The following is a 21,737-nucleotide window of genomic DNA, read 5'->3' as shown; positions in this document are numbered from 1 at the left end:
GTCGGTTCCTCTGGTCGCAGAGCTCAGTCGCTCTGCAGAGCGAAGCAGGTCACCGCCGAGGCGGCCGCGACGTTGAGCGAATCGACTCCCCCGCTCATGGGGATCATCACGGTCGAATCGCAGGCGGCGATCGTCGATCTCTTCAGACCCTCACCCTCGGTGCCGAAGACGACGGCGGTGCGTTCTGGGGCGGATGCGGCGAAGTCGCGCAGACCCACCGAATTCTCGTCGAGCGCCAGTGCCGCAACGTGGAAGCCCAGGTCCTGCAACGATCCGATTCCGGCGGGCCAGCGCTCGATGCGTGTCCACGGCACCTGGAACACCGTGCCCATGGACACGCGGATCGACCGACGGTAGAGCGGGTCGGCGCAGCGTGGAGTCACGAGTACGGCGTCGACGCCGAAGGCCGCAGCGGATCGGAAGATCGCGCCGACGTTCGTGTGGTCGACGATGTCCTCGATGACGACGAGGCGCCGGGCCCCGGCGACCACGGAGGCGACCTCGGGCAATGCGGGTCGGCCCATGGCGGACAGAGCGCCTCGGTGGAGGTGGAAGCCGGTGAGCGACTCCACGGCGGCGTCGGTGCCGATGAAGATCGGCACATCATCGGCGGCGATGAGATCCGCGAGGTCGAACAGCCACTTCGGACTCGTGAGGTAGGACCGGGCCCTCATGCCGGCGGCATGGGCCCGGCGGATGATCTTCGAGGACTCGGCGATGAAGAGACCCTCGGCAGGTTCCCGCACGCTGCGCAGCGCCACATCGGTCAGCTGCGTGTAGTCGTGCATCTCGGTAAGACCGCCCGCGGCCAGATCCGCCTCGTCGAAGAAACGCAGACGTGCGGCGGCGATGCCCAGCTCGGCGGCCCGGTCGATGACCTGCTGCCGGGTGAGAGGAGCCTTGGCCGGGGTGTTCACAGGGTGAGGATCCTCCAGATCGCAACGAGGCCGAGGGCGACGATGACCGTGCGCAGCAGCACCGGGGAGAAGCGACGGCCGACCCGAGCTCCGAAGTACCCGCCGATGAGCGAGCCGACGGCGATGCAGATGACGGCGATCCAGTTGATGCGGTCGTGGCCGACGATGATGTACGTGCTCGCCGAGACCGTGTTGACGACGAGGACGAGGACGTTCTTCAGACCGTTGAGGCGCTGCAGATCGTCGGGCAGCAGCAGACCGAGGAGCGCGATGAGGATGATGCCCTGCGCAGCGGCGAAGTACCCGCCGTAGATCGCGGTGAGGAAGACGACGAGGAGCACGGCCAGATACCGACCGGTCGAGAGCTGGTCCCCCGCCGAGGCGGCTCTGTGCTCGATCCCGGCTGCCTCGGCGCGGCGCAGCGACCGGCTCTTCAGGTACCGGGACAGGTACGGCTGTCCGACGACCATGATGAGTGCGACCACGAGGAGGACGGGCACGATCGTCTCGAACGCGTCCTCGGGCAGGTGCAGAAGCAGATACGCCCCGGTCAGTGAACCCAGCAGCGAGGCGGGAACGAAGCCGAGGATGCGTCTCCACTGACCGCGCAGCTCCTCACGGTAGCCGAAGGAGGAGGCGATGTTGCCGGGGATGAGGCCGACGGCGTTGCTCATCGTCGACACGACGGGCGCGACGCCGAAGGCCACGAGCGCGGGAAACGTGATCAGGGTGCCGGATCCGACGACGGCGTTGATGCCGCCGGCCGCGACTCCGGCCAGGACGATCAGGGCGATCTGCCACGGTTCGAGGCTGAGACTCTGCCACAGCTCCATGCTCAGCGGGCGGAACGAGCGTGGTAGCGCTGACCGTCGCGGGTGAGCTTGACGTCGATGCCGAAGGTCGCGGCGAGGTTATCGGCAGTCAGGGTCTCCTCGATCGGACCTGAGGCCAGATCGGTGCCTTCGGAGAGCAGCAGCACGTGGGTGATCCCCTCCGGGATCTCCTCGACGTGGTGAGTGACCATGATCGTGGCCGGCGCCCACTTCGACGACAGGATCTCCGAGAGCGCACCGAGCAGCTCTTCACGTCCGCCGAAGTCGAGCCCGGAGGCCGGTTCGTCGAGCAGCAGCAGCTCGGGATCGGTCATGAGCGCGCGAGCGATCTGCACCCGCTTGCGTTCGCCTTCGGACAGGGTGCCGAAGGTGCGTTCGGCCAGATGGGTGATGCGGAAGGCCGCAAGCAGGTCGTGGGCGCGATCGATGTCGTCGCGTTCGTACTCTTCGACCCAGCGTCCGGTGACGCCGTAGGCAGCGGTGAGCACGGTGTCGAGGACCGCTTCGGAGCCGGGGATGCGGTTGGCCAGCGCGGTCGAGGCATAGCCGATGCGCGGGCGCAGTTCGAACACGTCGACACGCCCGAGCTGCTCCTCGAGGATGCCGACCGTGCCCGTCGTCGGGTGCATACGTCCGGCGGCGAGTTCGAGCAGGGTCGTTTTGCCCGCGCCGTTGGGTCCGAGCACAGCCCAGTGCTCGCCCTCGGCGACGGTCAGCGAGAAATCGTCGAGGAGGAAATTCGACCCCCGGCGCACGGACACGGAATCCAAAGTCAGGACATCACTCATATCCTCAGACTCTATCGCAGGCGAGCCGTCTATTCTGGTTCGACATGGACCTGACGACCGACTCCCTGCTGCTGACCCTGGCGATCAATCACCGCCTGCGCTCGACCCTGCCCCCTGACGAGGTCACCTCCGCGTTTCTCGACGATGATCGTGATGTTCCTCTCATCGTCTCCGACGAGGTGTTCGGGACCTCCGCTCCGACGGGCCTGCTGCTCTTCATCGCCGAGGCGGCCGCCGCCGGAATCACGCACGCGCGGCTGGCGCTGCACCACCCATCGCTGCCGCACACGACTCCCCCGGTCGACCGGGATGCGCGCACGCAGGTCGGCCGCCACAGTGCCCCCGTCGTCCTCCACCGAGGTGATGAACAGGCGGCCATCGCGCTCATCGGGGCCGAGGCGAACGTCGAGATCATCGCCTGTCGGCCCACTCCCTTCCGACCGGTGACCGTCGGCACGTCCGCGGAGGCGCTGCGACGGCTGCGACTGCTCGTGATCGAGGGTCTCAACCTCATCGAGACCCTCGACGTCCCCGAGGAGTGGCGGCAGGGCCCGTGGCGGGATTGGCAGGAGGAACTGTCGACGATGCATCCGATCTCCCGGCTCATCCCCACCGAGGCCGATTCCCGGGCGATCTACGCAGCCCTCGACATCCATCACCGCTTAGCCGCTGTGCTCGCTCCGGCCACGGTGGCTCCGCCGCAGTTCGGGGCGCTGCTGTCTCAGCTGCATCCCGCGGCCGCCGACTACATCATGGCTGTGGCTACGATGAAGGGATGAACGAGACCGCAGAGGCCGCAGCCGCCCATCTCCCCGTCCGACTGCTCGTCATGGACGTCGACTCGACGTTCATCAACGAGGAGGTCATCGACCTCATCGCCGCTCACGCCGGGGTCGGCGACCAGGTCGCCGCAATCACCGAACGGGCGATGGCCGGTGAACTCGATTTCGCCGCGTCCCTGGCCGAGCGGGTCGCACTGCTGGCCGGACTGCCGGAGACCGTGCTCGACGAGGTGCGGGAGCAGATCACCCTCACCGAGGGGGCCCGTCAGCTCGTCGCCGCGGTCCATGACGCGGGAGGCCGGGTCGCCCTCGTGTCCGGAGGCTTCACCGCGATCATCGCACCTGTGGCCGCCGAGCTCGGCATCACCGATGTCTTCGCCAACGGGCTGGAGGTCGTCGAGGGCCATCTCACCGGTCGCACCAGCGGTCGCGTCATCGATCCGAGCGCGAAGGCAGAGATCTTCGAGGATCTGCTCGCCGCTGGTGAGTACGACCGTGCCGAGAGTGTGGCGATCGGCGACGGCGCCAATGACATCGGGATGATCGAGGCCGCGGGCGTCGGGGTGGCGTTCTGCGCGAAGCCGGCCCTCGTCGCCGCCGCCGATGTCTCGGTGTCGACCAGGAACCTGCGCGAGGTGCTCACGATCGTCAGCAGCCGCGCACACGACTGAAAACCGCCGACCGTCAGCTTCGGCATCAGACCCGGCAGAGACGGCCCCGTCGCAGGTGGCCCCGACACAGACGACTGAGGCCCTCCGAACGAATCGGAGGGCCTCAGGGATGTCACGATCAGATCATGCCGGAAACGTTTGCCGGCACGGATCACACGCCGTGGAAGACTCGGATCTGCGGTGCCGGGCAGGTCCCCGGCTCGACGTCCCAGCTTTCGAGGTCGAAGACCGCGATCGAGGAGGGACGGAACGGATCCGGGACTCCGCCGGCCGGGTTGAGGTAGCCGATCACCTCGGCGACGGTGGGCTGGTGTCCGACGATATAGGCGCACTGCGCGTCGGCGGGGATCGAATTGATCGCATCGATCCAATCCGCGACCTCACCGGCGTAGAGGGACTCGTCCTCACGCAGGCTCAGCACGCCCGGGGCGTCGAGCGAACCGCCGTGGGCCCGATTGACGGCTTCGACGACGGCTTGACCGGTCTGCACGGTGCGTCTGGCCGCCGAGGCGATGGCGACATCGGGTGACCATCGTTCGGCGATCTCTGCGCCGGCCTCGACCGCTTGGGCCAGACCTTTGGAGTCCAAGGACCGTTCGAAGTCCGTGGCACCTTGCGCCTCCGCCTTCGCATGGCGGGCGAGGATGAGCACTGGCATGAGCGGTCTCTCAGGCTCCGGTGGAGTGGAAGCCGCCGTCGACGTGGACCATTTCGCCGGTGGTGGCGGGGAACCAGTCCGAGAGCAGGGCGACGATGGCCTTGCCGGCGGGGGTGGTGTCCGTCTGATCCCAGCCCAGCGGTGCACGGTCGCCCCACATGTCTTCGAGGGTTCCGAAGCCGGGGATCGACGTGGCAGCGGTGGTCTTGAGCGGTCCGGCCGAGACGAGGTTGACGCGCACACCGTCGTCTCCAACGTACTTCGCGAGGTACCGGGCGGTGGATTCGAAGGCGGCCTTGGCCACGCCCATCCAGTCGTAGACGGGCCAGGAGATGGTCGCGTCGAAGGTGAGACCGACGACACCGGCGCCCTTGTTGAGCACGGGCTTGGCGGCCACGGTGATCGCCTTGAGCGAGTAGGCGGAGACGTGGATGGCAGCGGAGACCGACTCCCACGGGGTGTCGAGGAACACGCCGCCGAGAGCGTCCTTCGGTGCGAAGGCGATGGCGTGGACGATGCCGTCGATGTTGCCGCCGAGGCGCTCGGGCAGAGCCGCGAGGTCGTCGTCATTGGTGGCGTCGAGTTCGATGACCTTCGGGGTCTCGGGCAGACGCTCGGCGATGACCTGGGTGATCTTCATCTGCCGACCGAAGCTCGAGAGGATGACCTCGGCTCCCTGCTCCTGTGCGATGCGGGCGGCGGCGAAGGCGATCGAGGCCTCGGTGAGCACGCCGGTGACGAGGATGCGCTTTCCGTCAAGAATTCCCATGGTGGTCCTTTCTCAGAAGGGGTGATTGCGTGTGGGTGATGCCGCGTGGAGCGGGGTCTCTGTGCTGAAGTCTACGGGCTGTGAAGCGGCACGGCCGCATCGGAGGGAGTCCGGGATCAGTGGCCCATGCCGAGGCCGCCGTCGACGGGGATGACGGCACCGGAGATGTAGGCGGCCTCGTCGGAGGACACCCAGCGGACGACCTTCGCGACTTCGGCCGGTTCGGCGAAGCGCTTGGCCGGAATGGTCGAGAGGTACTCGGTGCGCTGCTTCTCGCTGAGCTCGTCGGTCATGTCCGTGCGGATGAAGCCGGGGGCGACGACGTTGGCGGTGATTCCGCGGGAGCCGAGCTCACGGGTGATGGAGCGGGCGAGGCCGACGAGTCCGGCCTTCGACGCCGAGTAGTTGGCCTGGCCGGGCACGCCGTAGAGGCCCGAGACCGAGGAGATGAGGACGATGCGGCCGCGCTTCGCGCGGATCATGCCGGTGATGGCGCGTTTGACGGTGCGGAACGCACCGGTGAGGTTCGTGTCGAGGACGGATTCGAATTCCTCGTCGTTCATCCGCATGAGCAGGTTGTCCGCGGTGATGCCGGCGTTGGCGACGACGACCTCGACGGGTCCGAGCTTGTCTTCGATCTCGGCGAACGCCCGGTCGATGGACTCGGTGTCGGTGACATCGGCGGACACGGCCAGGGCGCCTTCGGGGGCCTGTCCGTTCCGGGAGGTGACGGCCACATTGTCACCCTGAGCGATGAACTCCTCGGCGATGGTGCGGCCGATGCCGCGGTTGCCGCCGGTGACGAGGACTGTGCGTGGTTCTGACACGTTTGACTCCTGTTGATCGACTGTCTTCTTCAAACCTATCGTGGACAAACCTATCCTGTCCCCCGGCCCGTGGATACGTCTCTCACAAAGGACGAGTATCATCTTTAGCAGTCATCGATCGAAGAAGGATATGGTCAGGCACTCGCAGCAGATCACAACGGCAGATACCGCCCTTGATGACGATATGAGGTCTCGGATCATCAAGTATTCGATCACCATGGGCATCAGGACGGTCTGCTTCGTGGCCGCCTATTTCGCTTTCGTCGCCGACCTCCACGTCCTCATGTGGATCTGCGTGGCCGGTGCCGTGATTCTGCCCTATCCTGCCGTGATCTTCGCCAATGCCGGTCGCGAACGCACGAGTGACGACGCCTCGGCGCTGCTCGACCAGGCTCCGTTGGCGGAACTGCCTCCCGCGCGGGGAGAGACGATCAGCGAAGACGGCACGAACTCGGACTCCGAGGACACGGTGCCCGGTGAGACGGTCGATGACGCACACGAGACCATTCCGGGTGAGACCGTCGATGAGGGCAAGGACGAGGGTGAGCAGGCATGAGCGAGGAATTGCAGTGTTCGGCCAAGGGCTGCCGGGCGTCGGCGACGCGGGCGATCCTGTGGAACAATCCGCGTCTGCACGCTCCGGAGCGGAAGAAGACCTGGCTGGCCTGTGCCGACCATCTTGAGTACCTGCGCGACTTCCTCACCCTGCGCGACTTCTATCTCAGTGACGTATCCATCGACGACATTCCGGAGGACGCCGGTTGAGCCGCTATTCCTTCCTCTTCACCGCACGCTGGCTCAAATACATCGCCATGGCGATCATCGTCATCATCGCCTGCGTCTTCCTCGCCCTGTGGCAGAAGGACCGCCGCGACCAGCGGGAACAGGAGATCGCCACGATCACCGCGAACCACTCCGCCGACCCGGTGGCCCTCGAATCGGTGCTGCCGACCCCGGGGTCGACATTGGCGACCACCGAGGAGTGGACGCAGGTGGAGATGCGCGGGACGTTCTCCGACGACGGCACCGTCCTCGCCCGCAACCGCACCGTCGAGGACACTCCCGGCTTCTACGTCGTGACCCCGTTCGAACTCGATGATGGCACCAGGATCGCCGTGGTCAGGGGCTTCACCTCCGAGAAGGACTCCGTACCGGCGGCTCCACGCGGTGAGCAGACCGTCGTCGCGCACCTGCGGCCGGCACAGGACGGGGCCGATGACGACAACCCGCAGGGCATGATCAAAGCCATCGACCCGGCTCGCATCCCCGGAATGGACGACGCCTACTCCCATGTCTACGGCGAAGCCTCATCCGTCGGCACCGGCGGAGACGTGGAAGACGGGCTGACCCCGCTGCCGATGCCCGAACTCGATCCGGGCAACCACCTGTCCTATATGCTCCAGTGGTTCGCTTTCGGAATCATGATCATCATCGCTGTCGCGATCTCCGCTCGCAGGGAACGCAGAGCCGCCGCCGAGGCGGACGAACGTCGCGGTGACAGCAGCAGTGAATTCGTCGTCATCGACAAGGCCGCCCTCGACGCGGGGGCGAAGGTCAGCCAGCCGGGAAGCCGGTACGGACGCAACCGCTTCGCCTCCCCCGGAGTCCACGGTCAGGCAGAGGCCGAAGAGGACGCGATGTTCGAACAGCGGTTCCGTTCGGAGTGAACCGCCTCAGGCCAAGGTGACGAGGTCGAGGTAGGACTCGTTCCACAGGTCCTCGTCCCCGTCGGGCAGCAGAAGCACCCGGTCGGGATCGAGCGCGGAAACCGCTCCCTCATCGTGGGTCACGAGCACGATCGCGCCTTCGTAGCGGCGGATCGCCGAGAGGATCTCCTCCCTTGAAGCCGGATCGAGGTTGTTCGTCGGCTCATCGAGCAGCAGCACGTTCGCACTCGAGACGACGAGCGTGGCCAGAGCCAGACGCGTCTTCTCACCGCCGGAGAGCACCCCGGCGGGTTTGTGCACATCATCGCCGCTGAACAGGAATGACCCGAGCACATTGCGCACGGCCGTGTCATCGAGGTGCGGGGAGTTCCGCGCCATGTTCTCCAGCACGGTGCGCTCGAGATCGAGGGTCTCGTGCTCCTGCGCGTAGTAGCCGAGCTTGAGCCCGTGACCGGGCACGACCTCCCCCGAATCCGGCTCGTCGAGGCCGGCGAGCAGCCGCAGCAGCGTCGTCTTGCCGGCACCGTTGTAGCCGAGGACGACGACGCGGGTGCCCTTGTCGATGGCGAGGTCGACGCCGGTGAACACCTCGGTCGAACCGTAGATGCGCGACAGTCCTTCAGCGGTGAGCGGGACACGTCCGCAGTCGGCCGGAGCCGGGAAGCGCAGGTTCGCGACCTTCTCCGTGGCGCGTTCGTCCTCGAGCCCGGAGAGCAGACGTTCGGCGCGTTTGGCCATCTGCTGGGCGGCCACGGTCTTCGTCGCCTTGGCCATCATCTTGTTCGCCTGAGCGTTGAGCGCTGCGGCCTTCTTCTCCGCGTTCGCGCGCTCGCGCCGGCGGCGACGCTCATCGTCCTCACGCTGCTTGAGGTAGAGCCGGTAGCCCATCGCATAGATGTCGATGGTCTGCCGGGTCGCGTCGAGGAAGAACACCTTGTTGACGACTTCGTCGATGAGATCGAGATCGTGGCTGATGATGACGAGCCCACCGGAATAGGCCTTGAGGTGATCGCGCAGCCACAGCACGGACTCGGCGTCGAGGTGGTTCGTCGGTTCGTCGAGGATCATCGTGTCCGGAGCCGAGAACAGGATCCGGGCGAGTTCGACACGACGTCGCTGTCCGCCCGAGAGCGTACCGATCTCCTGGTTGATCAGCGTCTCGTCGAGACCGAGGTTCGCTGCGATCGCGAAGGCCTCGGATTCGGCGGCGTATCCGCCGGCGGCCATGAACTCGGCTTCGATGCGCGGATAGCGGTCGATGGCCTTCGTCGCCACCTTCTCATCGGGCGAAGCCATCTGGCGTTCGGCCTTGCGCAGTCGCTTCACGAGGACGTCGAGCTCACGGGCCGAGAGGATCCGCTCCATCCCGGTGGCCGTAAGGTCACCGCTGCGCGGGTCCTGAGGCAGGTAGCCGACGGTGCCGGAGACCGACACGGACCCGGCGGAGGCCGGGTGCCTGCCCATGATCACCTTGGTCAGAGTCGTCTTGCCGGCGCCGTTGCGGCCGACGAGACCGACACGGTCTCCCTTGTCCACGCGGAACGAGACTTCGGACATGAGGGTGCGGGCGCCGACGGCGACTTCGAGGCCGGAGGCCTGAATCATTCTGTCTCCAAACTGCGGCCGATGAGTTCGGCCAGAAATTCCTGGGGGTGGATGTCGCGGGCCTGCGCCCGGGCGACGAGTTCGTCGGCGACCGATACTGGGACACGGCACGACACGACGGTCGTGGGCTCCTGTGACCCAGCGCCGGGTGCCGCTTCGGAAACCGGCGCCGAGGCGGCTGTCGGCCCCGAATCTGTCCCCGAATCTGCCGCCGGTTCCGTCGTGAGCGCCGAATCTGTTGCGGGGGCCGTGCTTGACGACGGCGTCCCCGCGGGGACGTAACCGGGCCCCTCGGGGACCTTCGTGCCCTTCTGATAGGCCGTGGCCGCCGCCCTGGCACGGTCGTCGGCCGCCTCGTTCATCGCGTGGTTGTTGTGTCCCTTGACCCATTCGAATTCGACGTCGCGGCCCTTGAGCGCAGAGTCGAGGAGTTCGAGCAGGTCCCGGTTGAGGACCTCTTTGCCGTCGGCTTTCTTCCAGCCCTTGCGCTTCCAGCCCGGCATCCATTTGGTCAGGGCGTTGATGACGTACTGCGAGTCGCAGAAGATTTTGAGATCTTCGCCTGCCGCGGCGGTCGAGTTCAGCAGGTCAAGCACGGCCATGAGCTCACCGCGGTTGTTCGTCGCGTTCTTCCACCCGCCGGCATGCCAGGAGGTGTCGTCGATGTACCAGGCCCAGCCGGCAGGTCCGGGGTTGCCGAGTGCCGAGCCGTCGGCGGCAGCGATGATCGTCAAAGGTTCTCCTTGGAAAGTCAGGTTCCATTCTTTCACGCCGCGCCCGACCTCGACGTGCGCGGGTCGGTGATCTCCATGACCACGCCGGCGCCCGCGGTTCGGCAATCGGTGCGCTCACCGCCGGATCGGTTCGATCACACAGATCGCCGAGGTGGGGTTGCCCCTTTCGGGTGGCCCCACCTCGGCGATGTGATCGTCGGCGTCCCCGCGGGGACGCGTCCTTCGTCGACTCCGTCGACGGCGGCTTCAGATGTTGAAGCCGAGAGCGCGCATCTGTTCGCGACCGTCTTCGGTGATCTTCTCCGGACCCCATGGCGGCATCCAGACCCAGTTGATCCGGTAGGCCGGCACGATGCCCTCGAGCGACTGTGCGGTCTGATCCTCGATGACGTCGGTCAGCGGGCAGGCCGCCGAGGTCAGAGTCATCTCGATCACGGCGGTGCCGTCGTCTTCGACCGAGAGTCCGTAGACGAGGCCGAGGTCGACGATGTTGACACCGAGCTCGGGATCGACGACATCCATCATCGCTTCGCGCACTTCGTCGACGCTGGCATTCTGCGGAGCGTCTATGACTTCAGGCATGGTGATTCTCCTCACGAGCTGCTTGTGCTTGGTTGAGTGCGTCCTTGAACGCCATCCAGGCCAGGAGAGCGCATTTGATCCTGGCCGGGAACTTGGACACCCCCGTGAACGCCGCGGCGTCGCCGAGGATGGTCTCATCCGCTTCCATTGTCCCACGAGAATGCATGAGTTCGTGGAACGCCGATTCGATCTGCAGCATCTGATCGACCGAGGCGTCTGCGGCCAGTTCGGACAGCACCGAGGCCGATGCCATCGAGATCGAACAGCCGTCCCCGCTCCACCGCACGGCAATGCGACCGTCGTCGAGAAGCTCGATCTCGAGTTCGATCTCATCGCCGCAGGTCGGATTCACCTGGTGCGAACAGCCGTGGCGGCCGGTCGCCTCGTCGCGGAGCAGAGCGGTGTTGCCGGTCCGCGCCCGCGACTGGTCGAGGATGACCTGCTGGTAGAGCTGCTGCATCTGTGTGCTCATCGCGTCACTCCCCTTCTCACGCGACCCCGAAGAAGGGACGCACCTCGGCCAGAGCGGTCAGGAACCGCCGGCAGTCCTCGGCTGTGTTGTACAGGTAGGTGCTCGCCCGCGTCGAGGCGGTGACCCCGAACCGGCGGTGCAGCGGTTGCGCGCAGTGGTGTCCCACACGCACGGCCACACCTTGGGAGTCGAGGTACTGTCCGACGTCATGGGCGTGGACGCCGTCGACGTCGAATGCCACGGTCCCGATCCGTTCTGCGGCATCGCCGAGCACCCGGATTCCGGGGATCTCGGCGATTCCGTCAAGGAGGAGCCGGCCGAGTTCGCGCTCGTGGTCGAAGACGTCCTGCAGCCCCACCTCGGCGAGATAGCCGACGGCGGTGGCGAAGGCCGCAACCTCGGCCACCGGCTGGGTGCCGGCCTCGAAGCGCTGCGGGGCGGGCATGAACTCCGAATCCTCCATGGCCACCGTGGTGATCATCGAACCGCCGGTGAGCACCGGCGGCAGCGCGTCGAGCAGTTCGGACTTCCCCCACAGCACACCGAGCCCCGTGGGACCGAGAGCCTTATGAGCGGAGAAAGCCGCGAAGTCGACGTCGAGGACGGTGAAGTCCACGGGCATGTGCGGCACGGACTGGCAGGCGTCGAGCACAACATAGGCACCGACGGCGCGGGCCCGAGCCACGAGCATCTCGACCGGGTTGATCGTGCCGAGGACGTTGGAGACATGCGTGAACGCCAGCACCTTCGTCGTCTCGTCGACGATCGACTCGAGCTCGGAGAGGTCGAGCTCACCGGAGTCGGTCACCGGCAGCCACCGCAGCTGCGCCCCGGTCGATGCCGCCAGCTGCTGCCACGGCACGAGGTTCGCGTGGTGCTCCATCTCGGTGATGACGATCGAATCCTCGGGGCCGAGGGCGAATCGCTGCGCGGCCTCTCCCCCAAAGCCGCGGCTGGCCCGGTCGATGCCCATGGCCACGATGTTGAGCGCTTCGGTGGCGTTCTTCGTCCAGCACACCTGTTCCGGTGTGCCGCCGACGAGGCCGGCGACGGCGATGCGTCCGTTCTCGAAGGCGTCCGTGGCCTCGACGGCCAGAGAGTGTGCGCCCCGGTGGACCGCGGCGTTGCGCTGTGCGTAGTACTCGACGAAGGTGTCGATGACGCATTGCGGCTTCTGCGAGGTCGCCCCCGAGTCGAGATACGACAGCGGCGACTCCCCGACCCTCACATCGAGGATCGGGAAGTCGCCCCTCAGACGTGAGAACATCAGACGCCGGCGGTGAAGAAGCGGTCGTAGCCTTCGTTTTCGAGGCGTTCGGCCAGTTCCGGCCCGCCTTCCTCGGCCACCTTGCCCTCGATGATCACGTGGACGTGATCGGGCGTGATGTAGTTGAGGATGCGGGTGTAGTGGGTGATGAGCAGAACGCCGACATCGGTGACGCCCTTGACGCGGTTGACGCCTTCGGACACGATGCGCAGCGCGTCGACGTCGAGGCCGGAGTCGGTCTCGTCGAGGACGGCGAACTTCGGCTTGAGCATCTCCATCTGGAGGATCTCGTGACGCTTCTTCTCGCCGCCGGAGAAGCCTTCGTTGACATTGCGCGAGGCGAATGCGGGATCCACGCGCAGGTTCTCCATGGCCTGCTTGAGGTCCTTCGTCCAGTTGCGCAGCTTCGGCGCTTCACCGTCGATGGCGGTCTTGGCCGAGCGGAGGAAGTTCGTCACGGTCACACCGGGAACCTCGACGGGGTACTGCATGGCCAGGAACAGACCGGCCTTGGCACGCTCGTCCACGGCCATGTCGAGCACGTCTTCACCGTCGAGGGTGACCGAACCGGAGGTCACTTCGTACTTTGGGTGGCCGGCCAGAGCGTAGGCCAGCGTCGACTTCCCGGAGCCGTTGGGGCCCATGATGGCGTGGGTCTCGTTCGAGTTGATGACGAGGTTGATGCCATTGAGGATGGGCTTGAGCCCGGTCTCGGTGTTGACACCGACGTGGAGGTCTTCGATCTTGAGAGTGGACATAATGATCCTTTGTCTAGGTCGTGGTCAGTTGAGAATGGTGTTCGTGTCGACGAGGATGCGCCCGGCGATCTCCTTGCAGTCATAGACTGCGACGGGTTCGAAAGCCGGCGGATTCACCGGCTGACCCGTGTTGAGATCGAACTGGGATCCGTGCAGCCAGCACTCGATCGTGCAGTCCTCGACATCGCCCTCGGCCAGCGAGACCTCACCATGGGTGCACAGGTCGTCGATGGCGTGGATGGTGCCGTCGGAATCACGAGCGATGCAGACTTCGAACTCGCCGATCTCGATGCGCATGGTTTCGCCCGGCCCCACCTCGGCGGTGGAGGCCACGTCGATCATGGTCACAGAACGCTCCGGGACAGTTCTTCCTCGATGCGCTCGTTGAGCACATCCTCGATCTCGGGCACCTGGATCTTCTGGATGACTTCGTTGAAGAATCCGCGGACGACGAGTCGGCGGGCGACTTCCTCGGGGATGCCGCGGGACATGAGGTAGAACAGGTGCTCCTCATCGAAGCGTCCCGTCGACGAAGCGTGACCGGCACCGGCGATGTCACCGGTCTCGATCTCGAGGTTCGGCACGGAGTCGGCGCGGGCCCCATCGGAGAGGATGAGGTTCCGGTTGAGCTCGTAGGTGTCGATGTCGAGCGCCTCGGGGCGGATGAGCACATCGCCGATCCAGACGCTGCGTGCGTCCTTGCCCTGCAGGGCACCCTTGTAGTGGACGTTCGACGTCGCCTTCGGCGAGTTGTGGTCGATGTAGGTGCGGTGCTCGAGGTGCTGGCCGGCATCGGCGAAGTAGAGACCGAGCAGTTCGGCCTCTCCGCCGGGAGCCGAGTAGCGCACATTCGTGTTCAGACGCACGATATCGCCGCCGAGGGTGACGTGGATGTGCTTGAACTTCGCGTCCTTGCCCACGATCGCATCGTGCTGACCCATGTGCTGGGATCCGTCGTCCCACAGCTGCAGGGACACGAAGGTGACGTCTGCGCCGTCGCCGATCACGAGGGAGACGAGCTCCGAGTAGCGACTCAGGCCCTCGTGTTCGACGACGATGGTCGCCTTCGCGTTCGCGCCGATCGAGACGACGGTGTGCCCATGGGTGAGCTGGTCGCCCTGACCGTCGGCGTGGATGATCGCGGCGCCGTCGAGCTCCGTGTCCGCCGGCACCGAGTAGTGGGTGACGACGGGGGCGTGCTTGGCGGCGACGACGGAGGGGCGGTCCTCGGGTTCGAGGATGCCGAGCTCCTGGGCGGCCTCGAGCGAGATCTCCTCGACCGACAGGCCGGTCGGCAGATCCGCGTCGATGCGCAGACGCGCATCCGTGGCTTCATCGGTGAAGAAGTCGCTGAGCTTGCGCACCGGGGAGAAGCGCCATTCCTCTTCCCGCCCGGTCGGGACCGGGAAGTCGGCTGGGCTGAAGCTGCGGGTGCGATCGTCGCGCTTCGAGTCGGGGACGTGGACGTCGCCGCCGTGCGAATGCTCCGAGACTCCGAGTGGGTTGGTGGTATCTGTCACGTGAAAACTCCTTGTCAGGCAGGTCGGTGGTGGAAGCTGAAGGTCAGCCCACTGCACCTTCCATCTGCAGTTCGATGAGGCGGTTGAGCTCGAGGGCATACTCCATCGGCAGCTCACGTGCGATCGGCTCGACGAAGCCGCGCACGATCATCGCCATCGCTTCGGTCTCCTCCATGCCGCGGGACATGAGGTAGAAGAGCTGATCCTCACTGACCTTCGACACGGTCGCCTCGTGGCCGAGGGTGACGTCGTCTTCACGGATGTCGATGTAGGGGTACGTGTCCGAACGCGAGATGTTGTCGACGAGCAGGGCATCGCAGAGGACGTTGTTCGACGAACCTTCGGCGCCCGGGTGCACGTGGACGAGTCCGCGGTAGCCGGCACGTCCGCCGCTGCGGGCCACGGACTTCGACACGATCGACGAGTGCGTGTTCGGCGCGGCGTGGACCATCTTGGCACCGGTGTCCTGGTGCTGTCCCTCGCCCGCGAAGGCCACGGCCAGGGTCTCACCGCGAGCATGCTCGCCGGTCATCCACACACCGGGGTACTTCATGGTCACCTTCGAGCCGATATTGCCATCGACCCATTCCATCTGGGAGCCCTCTTCGGCGATCGCGCGCTGAGTGACGAGGTTGTAGACGTTGGTCGACCAGTTCTGGATCGTCGTGTAGCGGACGTGGGCGTCCTTCTTCACGATGATCTCGACGACAGCCGAGTGCAGGGAGTCCGTGTTGTAGATCGGGGCGGTGCAGCCCTCGACGTAGTGGACGTAGGAGCCCTCGTCGGCGATGATGAGCGTGCGCTCGAACTGGCCCATGTTCTCCGTGTTGATGCGGAAGTAGGCCTGCAGCGGGATCTCGACGTGGACGCCCTTGGGGACGTAGATGAAGGACCCGCCCGACCACACGGCGGTGTTCAGCGCGGCGAACTTGTTGTCGCCGGCCGGGATCACCGAACCGAAGTACTCTTCGAACAGTTCGGGGTGCTCACGCAGACCGGTGTCGGTGTCGAGGAAGATCACGCCCTGAGCTTCGAGCTCCTCGTTGATCTTGTGGTAGACGACCTCGGACTCGTACTGAGCGGCGACACCGGCGACGAGACGCTGCTTCTCCGCCTCGGGGATGCCCAGACGGTCGTAGGTGTTGCGGATGTCCTCGGGCAGGTCTTCCCAGGTCTGGGCCTGTCCCTCGGTCGAACGCACGAAGTACTTGATGTCGTCGAACGGCAGCGTCGACAGATCCGCACCCCAGTGGGGCAGCGGCTTCTTGTCGTAGAGGCGCAGAGCCTTGAGCCGACGCTTGAGCATCCACTCCGGTTCGTCCTTGAGCTTCGAGATGTTGCGGACGACGTCTTCGGAGAGCCCGCGCTCGGCGGTCAGTCCCTTATCGTCTTCGTCACGCCAACCGTATGCGTACTGCCCGAGGTCTTTGAGCTCGGGATTCGCATCGATGATCCGATTGCCTGTGTCAGTCATCGTGAACCTCCTTGAGGTCGATCATTGCTGTGGATGAGTGGTCTGGTCAGTTCCGAGGTCGGAATGTGGGTGGTGCACACGTGGTCGCCCTGAGCCAGCGAGGACAGCCGTCTGACGTCCACGCCGAGGTAGTCGGAGAACATCGCGAGCTCTGCTTCGCAGACTTCGGGGAACTCCGCGGCCACGGCCTGGATCGGGCAGTGCCCCTGGCACAGCTGCATCGCCTCGAGGGGGGTTCCGGCCGCAACCGGTGTCGCCGAGGCGGCGTACCCCTCCCGTGTCAGCGCAGCCGCCAACGCCCTGGAGCGTGAAGCCACCGTGGTCCCGCCGCGTTTGTCGAGTTCGGCACCGAGACGGTCCCGCAGCCGAGCCACGAGGTCTTCGGTGAAGTCCTCGACGGCCGACTTCCCGTGCCGGTCCTCCATGAACCGCAGGATGTTGACGGCCAACTCGTCATAGGAATGACTGACCGAGTCGTGCCCGGCCGTCGTGACCACGTAGTGTCGTGCCGGTCGTCCCCTGCCTGCCTGTTTGCCGGCGAGCTCGCGGACCTCGATGAGGCCCTCGCTCTCGAGCGCATCCAGGTGGCGACGGATCGCCGCCGGGGTCAGTTCCAGAGCTTTGGCCAAAGATGAAGCGGTGATCGGCCCTTCGTCGAGCACCGACTGGAAGACCTTCTGCCGGGTTCGGCGATCCTCCGTGTCGTTTGCAGCCATAATCCACCTCCTTGACTAACACAACAATATTGTTGCGTAATTTGTTTCGTAAAACTAGGTGAACCTAACCACCAGCCATTTCGACACCACTTTCGACACGTCGTAGAATGGTCTGGTGTCATCTTCGGCCCTGACCATTCGCGGTCTCCACTACTCCTACGGCGCGCACCGCGTCGTCGACGGCATCGACCTCACAGCAGAGACCGGGGCCGTCCTCGGAGTCCTCGGACCCAATGGCGCTGGCAAGTCGACGACCATCTCCCTGGCGGTGGGCACCCGACGCCCCGACGCCGGCACCGTCGAGATCTTCGGCCATGACCCGGTCCGCGACCACCTCACGACTTCTCAGCTGGCCGGTGTGATGCTCCAGGACGGCGGGTTGCCGATGAGTTCGAAACCGCTGCAGGTTCTTCGCCACCTCGCTTCTCTCTATGAGAACCCGCTGCCGGTGCAGGAACTGGCCGACCCCCTGGGTCTCAACGACTTCGCCGGGCGCACCATGCGCCGCCTCTCGGGCGGACAGAAGCAGCGAGTGGCCCTGGCCGCCGCCCTCATCGGCCGCCCGCAGCTGGTCTTCCTCGACGAACCCTGCGCGGGCCTCGATCCGCAGGCGCGGGAAGTCGTCCACACCTTCATCCGCGAGCTCGCCGACCGCGGCGTCGCGGTCGTCCTCACCACGCACGACCTCGTCGAGGCGGAGGAGCTCTCCGACGAAGTCGTCGTCATCGACCGCGGTCGCATCATCGCCCAAGGTGCCCCGGAGGAGCTGCGCAATGCCTCCGCCGCTGCCCGGTCGCTCACCATCGATCTCGACTCGCCCGTCTCGGACCGACTCATCGACCGGATCGCCGCCATCGCCCCCGCCTCGGCGCAGGGCTCGACCATCACCGTCGAGGGCGCGCCGGATTCGGCACGGATCGCAGCCGTCTGCACCGCCGTGGCCGAGGCGGATGTGCAGATCATCGACATCGGCATGCACTCTCAGTCGCTGGCCGATGTCTTCTTCGAGCTCACGGGGAGGCCGCTGCGATGAGGATGAAGCGCATCGTGTCGCAGACGAAGTTCGAGACCGTGTCCGTGCTGCGCAACGGCGAACAGCTGCTGCTGTCGCTGGTGTTCCCGCTCGGGCTGCTCATCTTCCTCTCCCAGACTCCCCTGCTGCGAGGCATCGGCATCATCGAGCCCACAGCCGATCCGCTGACGATCGCCCTGCCCGGTGCTCTGGGGCTGAGTCTGGCCTCGAGCGCCTTCACCGGACAGTCGATCGCGACCGCTTTCGACCGCCGATACGGAGTGCTCAGGCAGCTGGCCACGACCCCGCTGGGCACGAACGGGCTCGTCCTCGGCAAGCTCGGGGCAGTCATCGCCGTCGTGCTCATCCAATACGCGCTCGTCTTCGCCGTGGCATGCGCCCTCGGTTTCCGCGGGCCCGTCGACGTCTTCGCGCTCATCCTGGCCACGCTCTTCGGCACTGCAGCACTGCTCTCGCTCGGTCTGCTCATGGCCGGGACACTGCGGGCCGAGGCGACTCTGGCGGCGACGAACCTCATCTGGGTTCTCATGGCCGGCGTCGGTGGCCTCATCGTCGCGCATCCGGGAGAATGGGGCACGGTCGTGGGCTATCTGCCCTCCGGTGCACTCGGCGACGCCATGCGCGCGGCCATCGGCGACGGCGGCATCGACATCAAAGCAATCATCGTGCTCCTCGCTTGGGGGCTGGTGGGAACTCTTGCGGCACGCAGGTGGTTCCGATTCGAATGAGGAGTGAAGTGGTCACGAAGAAGATCCGCATCGCCGCTTGGGCCATGCTCATCGCCCAGGGCGGAATCATACTGAGCGGCGGCATCGTCCGCCTCACCGGTTCGGGGCTCGGCTGCTCGGACTGGCCGAAGTGCACCCCCGATTCGCTCGTGGCCACCAGCGAAATGGGCATTCACAGCTACATCGAATTCGGCAACCGACTCATCGCGGTTGCGCTGGCGATCCTCGGTGTGTGCATCGCGCTCCTGCTGTGGAAGCACCGCAAGAAGCGTCCCGATCTCTTCTGGCTCAACATCGGTCTGCTCGCCATCGTGCCGGTCCAGGCCGTCGTCGGCGGCATCACCGTGTGGACGAAGCTCAATCCCTGGGTGGTGGCCGGCCACTTCGTTCCCTCGGCGATCGCCGTCGGCGTCGCCGCGTACTTCGTCCGTCGCACCTACGACACCGGCGTGCGTCTGCCGACGCGGGCCGCTTCTCCCCTGCCGACGCTGAGCTGGATCATGCTCGGTCTCACCGCGATCATCGTCGTCTTCGGAGTGCTCACCACCGGCGCCGGACCGCACTCCGGATCGACGATGTCCACCCGCAACGGACTCGACAACATCTGGGTCACCCGGGCCCACGCGTTCCCCGTCTGGCTGCTCGTCATCACCACCGTCGTCGGGCTCGTCCTGGCGAAGCGGAAGGCTGAGACCGCAATGATCGCCCCGCTGAGCGTGCTCCTCATCGTCGAGCTCGCCCAGGGAGTCATCGGCTACGTGCAGTACTTCCTCGGCGTCCCCGAGCTGCTTGTGGCCCTGCACATGCTCGGACTCTCGGCGACGATTGCGGCGAGCGTCGCTGTCGTGGACAGCGCCCACCCGAGAAGCACCGAGGCCACCACCGACCGTTCCCTGTCTGCGATCCCCTGACCACGCCGGGACGGCGAAGGAGACCTCCTTCTCCAGGTCCCCGAACTCGCAGATCCCCTTCGCCGAGCGCTGACTCGGCTTCTTCGAACGCTGACCCGACGAATCCCTCGATGAGGTGTTCGGCCCCATCGTCAACGAGACCGCAGAACCGGTCTGAAACCACCTGGCTCGAGCAGGCCTCCGGCGGTGCAATCAGTGAGGTTTCGAAACCCGAGTGCTTGCCTTTCCTCTCGCGTCCTTCCTCTCGGACAGTTCAAGCCCTCCACCACATGCAGAAGGCTCGTCACCCGATCGGGTGACGAGCCTTCTGTGTATGTTCGGAGCGCCTTACCAGATGCCGGGGATGAGGGTGTCGACGAAGGGATCGATGGCCACTGCGAGGAACAGCAGCGAGAGGTAGGTGATCGAGCCGTGGAAGACCTTCATCGCCTTGAGCGAGGTTCCGTCCTTGCCCTTCTTGGCCCGCGAGACCAGCGAGTAGCACGACCACAGGAACCAGGCTCCGGCACCGACGGCGACGATCGTGTAGACCGGTCCCATCGGGGCCACGGGGATGAGCGCCAGCGAGCAGGCGATCATCGCCCACGTGTAGAGGATCATCTGGCGACCGACCGAGGTCGGCGGAACCTTCGACGGCAGCATCGGCACATCGACGGCATCGTAGTCGGCCTTGTACTTGATCGCCAGCGGCCAATAGTGCGGCGGCGTCCAGAAGAAGACGACGAAAAACAGCAGCACGGGCTCCCAGGCGAGGCTGCCCGTCACCGACGACCAGCCGATGAGCACGGGCATGCAGCCGGCCGCGCCTCCCCACACGATGTTCTGCGTGGTGCGGCGCTTGAGCACGAGGGTGTAGAAGACGGCATAGAGGAGGATCGCAGAGGCGGTCAGTCCCGCCGCAACCCAGTTCGTGAATCCGCCGAGCCAGAAGATCGAGCCGATGCCCAGCGCGAATGCGAAGATCAGCGCAGCGCGGGGACTGATCTCACCGGTGACGAGCGGACGGTCCTTCGTCCGCTCCATCTTCGCGTCGATATCACGATCGACGAAGCAGTTGAACACCGATGCCGAGGCGGCAGCCGCGGCTCCGCCGATGAGCGTGTTGATGACCAGCCAGACATTGGGCATTCCATGAGCGGCCAGGAACATCACAGGGGCGGTCGTGACGAGGAGCAGCTCGATGACACGCGGTTTGGTCAGCGCAATATAGGCGCTGATGATCGATCGCGGTCGGGTGGAGAGATTCTGCTCGTCGATGGCCCTCTGCAGAGGCCGTTCACTCTGCGCTTCCCGGTTCTGACGAAGTTTGCTCACGCCCACGATTCTACCTGCTGTCGAATATTTTGCCAGTCGCGACAGCGACCCGTGTCCGGCTGAATCAGAACCCCGTTGGGACCGTCCGCGGAGGGCCTCAGCGGCGGGTCGAGTCGCGGACGATGGAGACGAGGAAGGCAACCGCGGCGCAGACCGGCGCCAGCACGATGACCTCCACGACAAGAGCGGAGATGAGGTCGAGAGAAGCGGTCGCGGCCTCGGATCTCAGCACAGTGATCCCGACGCCAAGACCGAGCATCCCGCTCAGTCCCGAGTACACGAGCGCCGTGGTCCAGACCAGTCCGCCGTGTCGGGCGTTGAGCATGACGGTCAGGGCGGCGAGGAACGGTGTCAGCAGAAGCGCGGTCCCCAGCGCCCACAGTCCCAGCTCGCCGAGGTCGACGCGGCCGCGCAGCGGCTGACCGAGTGCCGAGGACACGGCGACGGTGGAGAGGATGAACAGGACCGGCAGTGCGAGTCCGATGCGCGAGATGAAACGGCGGGCGCTCACGGTGTGGGCGGCGACCTCGGCGAGGTCGGGCCGCAGACCCTGTGGCCACTTTCGAGAACGCTCCGAGTCGGCCGGAACCGCGACGTCGACCACCGGCTTCGCCCCTTCGCTCACCGTGCTCCCTCTTCTCTCGACCTTCACTCTTCGCCTACCGGCAGTGGTTGGATCGCCAACCACAGCTGTGCGCGAGACCACACTCT

General features: G+C 65.8%; 26 protein-coding genes. 8 read left to right on the top strand and 18 right to left on the bottom strand.

What is annotated here, in order from left to right; genetic code table 11:
- Positions 1-23 precede the first annotated feature (23 nt).
- The 3 genes from ACQE2J_RS10025 to ACQE2J_RS10015 are packed head-to-tail and all read right to left on the bottom strand — an operon-like array spanning position 24 to position 2,538.
- Positions 24-917 (bottom strand): TrmH family RNA methyltransferase, encoded by an 894-nt coding sequence (locus ACQE2J_RS10025; RefSeq protein WP_135540947.1) that lies wholly within the window; start codon positions 915-917, stop codon positions 24-26.
- Positions 914-1,750, bottom strand: a complete 837-nt coding sequence (locus ACQE2J_RS10020) for a sulfite exporter TauE/SafE family protein (RefSeq protein WP_135540948.1) — start codon at positions 1,748-1,750, stop codon at positions 914-916. Before ACQE2J_RS10020 ends, ACQE2J_RS10025 begins: the two co-directional genes overlap by 4 nt.
- Positions 1,751-1,752: 2 nt before the next feature.
- Entirely contained in the window at positions 1,753-2,538 is a 786-nt protein-coding gene (locus tag ACQE2J_RS10015) for an ABC transporter ATP-binding protein (RefSeq protein WP_135540950.1), read from the bottom strand.
- A 44-nt stretch (positions 2,539-2,582) separates the two neighbouring features.
- Between ACQE2J_RS10015 and ACQE2J_RS10010 the strand changes: the two genes are divergently transcribed.
- Entirely contained in the window at positions 2,583-3,317 is a 735-nt protein-coding gene (locus tag ACQE2J_RS10010; RefSeq protein ID WP_135540952.1) for a hypothetical protein, read from the top strand.
- Positions 3,314-3,991, top strand: a complete 678-nt coding sequence (gene serB, locus ACQE2J_RS10005) for a phosphoserine phosphatase SerB (protein ID WP_135540954.1) — start codon at positions 3,314-3,316, stop codon at positions 3,989-3,991. Before ACQE2J_RS10010 ends, serB begins: the two co-directional genes overlap by 4 nt.
- Before the next feature lie 151 nt (positions 3,992-4,142).
- Here the strand turns inward: serB and ACQE2J_RS10000 are convergent, their stop codons facing one another.
- The 3 genes from ACQE2J_RS10000 to ACQE2J_RS09990 form a co-directional block, all read right to left on the bottom strand.
- Positions 4,143-4,649, bottom strand: coding sequence for a SixA phosphatase family protein (locus ACQE2J_RS10000; protein WP_135540955.1), 507 nt, complete (start codon positions 4,647-4,649; stop codon positions 4,143-4,145).
- Between the two features lie 10 nt (positions 4,650-4,659).
- A complete protein-coding gene (gene fabI / locus ACQE2J_RS09995) occupies positions 4,660-5,418 on the bottom strand; it encodes an enoyl-ACP reductase FabI (RefSeq protein WP_135540957.1) in 759 nt (252 codons plus the stop codon).
- 116 nt (positions 5,419-5,534) lie between these two features.
- Positions 5,535-6,245 (bottom strand): beta-ketoacyl-ACP reductase, encoded by a 711-nt coding sequence (locus ACQE2J_RS09990; protein WP_135540959.1) that lies wholly within the window; start codon positions 6,243-6,245, stop codon positions 5,535-5,537.
- A gap of 130 nt (positions 6,246-6,375) precedes the next feature.
- Between ACQE2J_RS09990 and ACQE2J_RS09985 the strand changes: the two genes are divergently transcribed.
- Genes ACQE2J_RS09985 through ACQE2J_RS09975 form a run of 3 tightly spaced genes read left to right on the top strand, consistent with a single transcriptional unit; the run spans position 6,376 to position 7,912 of the window.
- The gene (locus ACQE2J_RS09985; protein WP_135540961.1) at positions 6,376-6,801 is read left to right on the top strand and encodes a DUF3099 domain-containing protein; all 426 of its coding nucleotides are present in this window, start codon (positions 6,376-6,378) and stop codon (positions 6,799-6,801) included.
- Positions 6,798-7,010, top strand: a complete 213-nt coding sequence (locus tag ACQE2J_RS09980) for a hypothetical protein (protein WP_135540963.1) — start codon at positions 6,798-6,800, stop codon at positions 7,008-7,010. Before ACQE2J_RS09985 ends, ACQE2J_RS09980 begins: the two co-directional genes overlap by 4 nt.
- Positions 7,007-7,912: an SURF1 family cytochrome oxidase biogenesis protein gene (locus ACQE2J_RS09975; RefSeq protein ID WP_135540965.1), complete on the top strand. Its 906-nt coding sequence runs from the start codon at positions 7,007-7,009 to the stop codon at positions 7,910-7,912. The genes ACQE2J_RS09980 and ACQE2J_RS09975 overlap by 4 nt, the downstream gene beginning before the upstream one ends.
- Before the next feature lie 6 nt (positions 7,913-7,918).
- Here the strand turns inward: ACQE2J_RS09975 and ACQE2J_RS09970 are convergent, their stop codons facing one another.
- From ACQE2J_RS09970 to ACQE2J_RS09925, 10 genes are all read right to left on the bottom strand, one after another.
- Positions 7,919-9,517, bottom strand: a complete 1,599-nt coding sequence (locus ACQE2J_RS09970) for an ABC-F family ATP-binding cassette domain-containing protein (protein WP_425119388.1) — start codon at positions 9,515-9,517, stop codon at positions 7,919-7,921.
- A complete protein-coding gene (locus ACQE2J_RS09965) occupies positions 9,514-10,251 on the bottom strand; it encodes an RNase H family protein (RefSeq protein WP_426936271.1) in 738 nt (245 codons plus the stop codon). The genes ACQE2J_RS09970 and ACQE2J_RS09965 overlap by 4 nt, the downstream gene beginning before the upstream one ends.
- 246 nt (positions 10,252-10,497) lie before the next feature.
- On the bottom strand, positions 10,498-10,833 hold the full coding sequence (locus tag ACQE2J_RS09960) for a metal-sulfur cluster assembly factor (protein ID WP_025778421.1): 336 nt from the start codon (positions 10,831-10,833) through the stop codon (positions 10,498-10,500).
- On the bottom strand, positions 10,826-11,305 hold the full coding sequence (sufU, locus tag ACQE2J_RS09955) for a Fe-S cluster assembly sulfur transfer protein SufU (protein WP_167854452.1): 480 nt from the start codon (positions 11,303-11,305) through the stop codon (positions 10,826-10,828). Before sufU ends, ACQE2J_RS09960 begins: the two co-directional genes overlap by 8 nt.
- A gap of 16 nt (positions 11,306-11,321) precedes the next feature.
- On the bottom strand, positions 11,322-12,572 hold the full coding sequence (locus ACQE2J_RS09950; RefSeq protein ID WP_135540971.1) for a SufS family cysteine desulfurase: 1,251 nt from the start codon (positions 12,570-12,572) through the stop codon (positions 11,322-11,324).
- Positions 12,572-13,330: a Fe-S cluster assembly ATPase SufC gene (gene sufC, locus ACQE2J_RS09945; RefSeq protein ID WP_135540973.1), complete on the bottom strand. Its 759-nt coding sequence runs from the start codon at positions 13,328-13,330 to the stop codon at positions 12,572-12,574. The genes ACQE2J_RS09950 and sufC overlap by 1 nt, the downstream gene beginning before the upstream one ends.
- Positions 13,331-13,354: 24 nt before the next feature.
- On the bottom strand, positions 13,355-13,672 hold the full coding sequence (locus tag ACQE2J_RS09940) for a non-heme iron oxygenase ferredoxin subunit (RefSeq protein WP_167854455.1): 318 nt from the start codon (positions 13,670-13,672) through the stop codon (positions 13,355-13,357).
- Between the two features lie 2 nt (positions 13,673-13,674).
- Complete coding sequence (sufD, locus tag ACQE2J_RS09935; RefSeq protein ID WP_135540977.1) at positions 13,675-14,850, bottom strand: Fe-S cluster assembly protein SufD; 1,176 nt, start codon at positions 14,848-14,850, stop codon at positions 13,675-13,677.
- Positions 14,851-14,893: 43 nt separating this feature from the next.
- Positions 14,894-16,324 (bottom strand): Fe-S cluster assembly protein SufB, encoded by a 1,431-nt coding sequence (sufB, locus tag ACQE2J_RS09930; RefSeq protein WP_135540978.1) that lies wholly within the window; start codon positions 16,322-16,324, stop codon positions 14,894-14,896.
- The gene (locus ACQE2J_RS09925; RefSeq protein WP_135540980.1) at positions 16,321-17,040 is read right to left on the bottom strand and encodes a helix-turn-helix transcriptional regulator; all 720 of its coding nucleotides are present in this window, start codon (positions 17,038-17,040) and stop codon (positions 16,321-16,323) included. Before ACQE2J_RS09925 ends, sufB begins: the two co-directional genes overlap by 4 nt.
- A 115-nt stretch (positions 17,041-17,155) precedes the next feature.
- On the opposite strand from ACQE2J_RS09925, the gene ACQE2J_RS09920 reads away from it, so the two are divergent.
- Genes ACQE2J_RS09920 through ACQE2J_RS09910 form a run of 3 tightly spaced genes read left to right on the top strand, consistent with a single transcriptional unit; the run spans position 17,156 to position 19,712 of the window.
- A complete protein-coding gene (locus ACQE2J_RS09920) occupies positions 17,156-18,073 on the top strand; it encodes an ABC transporter ATP-binding protein (RefSeq protein WP_135540982.1) in 918 nt (305 codons plus the stop codon).
- Positions 18,070-18,801, top strand: coding sequence for an ABC transporter permease (locus ACQE2J_RS09915; protein ID WP_135540984.1), 732 nt, complete (start codon positions 18,070-18,072; stop codon positions 18,799-18,801). Before ACQE2J_RS09920 ends, ACQE2J_RS09915 begins: the two co-directional genes overlap by 4 nt.
- 8 nt (positions 18,802-18,809) lie before the next feature.
- On the top strand, positions 18,810-19,712 hold the full coding sequence (locus tag ACQE2J_RS09910; RefSeq protein WP_135540986.1) for a COX15/CtaA family protein: 903 nt from the start codon (positions 18,810-18,812) through the stop codon (positions 19,710-19,712).
- Positions 19,713-20,039: 327 nt separating this feature from the next.
- On the opposite strand, the gene ACQE2J_RS09905 is transcribed toward ACQE2J_RS09910, so the two are convergent.
- Positions 20,040-21,026: a heme o synthase gene (locus ACQE2J_RS09905; protein ID WP_135540988.1), complete on the bottom strand. Its 987-nt coding sequence runs from the start codon at positions 21,024-21,026 to the stop codon at positions 20,040-20,042.
- A 97-nt stretch (positions 21,027-21,123) separates the two neighbouring features.
- Positions 21,124-21,651, bottom strand: a complete 528-nt coding sequence (locus ACQE2J_RS09900; RefSeq protein ID WP_135540990.1) for a hypothetical protein — start codon at positions 21,649-21,651, stop codon at positions 21,124-21,126.
- Between the last annotated feature and the right edge of the window lie 86 nt (positions 21,652-21,737).

The organism is Brevibacterium sp. LE-L (genome assembly GCF_050214925.1).
Lineage (GTDB): Bacteria > Actinomycetota > Actinomycetes > Actinomycetales > Brevibacteriaceae > Brevibacterium.
This window is presented reverse-complemented; position numbering and strand designations above follow the sequence as displayed.